Annotated in this window: 1 protein-coding gene; it reads left to right on the top strand. The window is 76.7% G+C overall.

Translation table 11 applies throughout. The features are described 5' to 3' along the window. Positions 1–106: 106 nt before the first annotated feature. A partial coding sequence (locus tag EAO70_RS09940) for a ComEC/Rec2 family competence protein (RefSeq protein WP_148002652.1) occupies positions 107–1,599 on the top strand: 1,493 nt, incomplete at its 3' end.

Here is a 1,599-nt window from a genome sequence, read left to right on the forward strand (position 1 = left end):
GTCCGGTGCACCGTCCCGTCCGACCGCTCGACCCGCGTCACCTCGCCCTCCAGGACGACGGAGACCGGCACCGTCTCACTGCCCCGCACCCCCGGCCGGGTCAGCCGTGGGTCGGAGGTCACCGCCACCTCCAGCTGTGCCCGCGCGTACTCCCGTGCCGGTCCTGGCACGGGAGTACGCGCGGGCACAGCTGGAGGTGGCGGTGACCTCCGACCCACGGCTGACCCGGCCGGGGGTGCGGGGCAGTGAGACGGTGCCGGTCTCCGTCGTCCTGGAGGGCGAGGTGACGCGGGTCGAGCGGTCGGACGGGACGGTGCACCGGACGCGGGCACCGGTGCTGCTGATCGTGCCGCCGGGTGAGGGGAGGGCCGAGTGGCTGCGGTTGCTGCCCTCCACGCGGCTGGAGGTCGGTGCCCGGGTCGCGCTGCCCGCGGATTCCGGGGGGCCCTTCGCCGCGGTGCTCAAGGCGGGCGCGGGGCCGCCTCGGATCATCGGTCCGCCGAGCGCGTTGCAGCGGACGGCGGGGGAGCTGCGCGCCGGGCTGCGGCGCGCGACCGATGGCCTCGACCCGGACGCCCGGGCCCTGCTGCCCGGGCTGGTGGTCGGGGACACCTCGCGGATCGGTCCCGAGCTGCGGGACGCCTTCGTGGCCACCGACCTCACCCACCTGCTGGCCGTATCGGGAAGCAATCTGTCGGTGGTGCTACTCCTGCTGGTCGGGAGGCCCGGACGGGCGCATCTGGTCGAGCGGGGCGGGCTCGCGCCGAGACTGGGGATGTCGCTGCGGGCCACCGCGGTGGCCGGAGGAGCCCTGACGCTCGCCTTCGTGGTGATCTGCCGGCCCGATCCGAGTGTGCTGCGGGCCGCGGCCTGCGGACTCGTGGTGCTGCTCGCGATCGCCACCGGCCGGCGGAGATCGCTGATTCCGGCACTGGCGGCGGCCGTGCTGCTGCTCGTGCTCTACGACCCCTGGCTCGCGCGGAGTTACGGGTTCCTGCTCTCGGTCCTCGCCACCGGGGCGCTGCTGACGGTCGCTCCGCGGTGGAGCGCGGCGCTGCGGCGGCGTGGGGTGCCGGGCGGTCTGTCGGAGGCTCTCGCGGCTTCCCTGGCGGCGCAGGCCGTGTGCGCGCCGGTCGTGGTGGTCTTCGCCGGCCGGGTGAGTCTGGTGGCGATTCCGGCGAACCTGTTCGCCGAGCTGGCGGTGGCGCCCGCGACGGTGTTCGGCTTCGCCGCCCTCGCCGTGGCGGCGGTCTGGACGCCGGGGGCGGAGGCGCTGGCGTGGGTGGCGGGCTGGCCCGCCGGGTGGATCGCCCGGGTGGCCCGGACGGGTGCGGCGCTGCCGGGGGCGGAGATGAGCTGGCCGGGCGGCTGGTGGGGCGGGCTGGCGCTCGCCCTGGTGACCGCGCTGCTGATCGTCGTGGCGCGCAGGCTGCCGTACCGGGGGCCGGTCGCCGGGCTGGTCGTCGTCCTGCTGCTGCTCGCGGTGGTGCGGCCGGCGCCGGTGACGCGGTGGGTCACGGGCTGGCCGCCGCGCGGCTGGGTGTACGCCATGTGCCAGGTGGGGCAGGGGGACGCGACGGTCCTCGCGGCGGCCAGCCC

The organism is Streptomyces sp. adm13(2018) (genome assembly GCF_008042145.1).
Lineage (GTDB): Bacteria > Actinomycetota > Actinomycetes > Streptomycetales > Streptomycetaceae > Streptomyces.